Raw genomic sequence first — 525 nt, forward strand, 5'->3', positions numbered from 1 at the left:
CCTTCCTGGCGATGGGCGATTTCTGCGCGGCGCTGCGCGCGGTCATCGTGCACGGCGCGGAAAACACCACCTACAACGTCGCGGGCGAGGAGACGCACGATATCCTCACCGTCGCGCGCATGGTGCTCGACGCGGTGCCGGAGCCGACGGCGGGCGTCGAGTTCGTCGCCGGCCGGCCCTTCCAGGCGAGCCGCCCGCCGCTCGGCACGTCGAAGCTCCGGACGCTCGGCTGGCGGCCGGAAAGCACGCTCGCCCGCGAACTGCCGGCGCTCGCCGCCTGGTACGGCGCCCGCATTCCCGCCGGCCTGCGACGCCAGCTCCGCCATGTGCCGACGCTGGCGCCCCGTCGCATCCAGGCCGTCACCCAGCCGGCCGGCTCGAGCCTGTTCCGCTCGCTGGAAAGCCATTGACGCGGGCAGGCGCCTCGTGGCACCAGTCCGCCAGCTTTCCAAGATGCCCGGACCGGACCGATGACGCCCACTGACCACATGCACCCGACGCGCTCCTTCCAGGGGCTGATCCTGA

At 72.4% G+C, this 525-nt stretch carries 1 protein-coding gene; it reads left to right on the plus strand.

What is annotated here, in order from left to right; translation table 11 throughout:
• On the plus strand, positions 1–410 hold a 410-nt coding region (locus tag O6P37_RS28435), incomplete at its 5' end, for a Rossmann-fold NAD(P)-binding domain-containing protein (RefSeq protein WP_269897219.1).
• Positions 411–525 lie beyond the last annotated feature (115 nt).

Source organism: Mycobacterium hippophais (genome assembly GCF_027529605.1).
Classification (GTDB): domain Bacteria; phylum Actinomycetota; class Actinomycetes; order Mycobacteriales; family Mycobacteriaceae; genus Mycobacterium; species Mycobacterium arseniciresistens.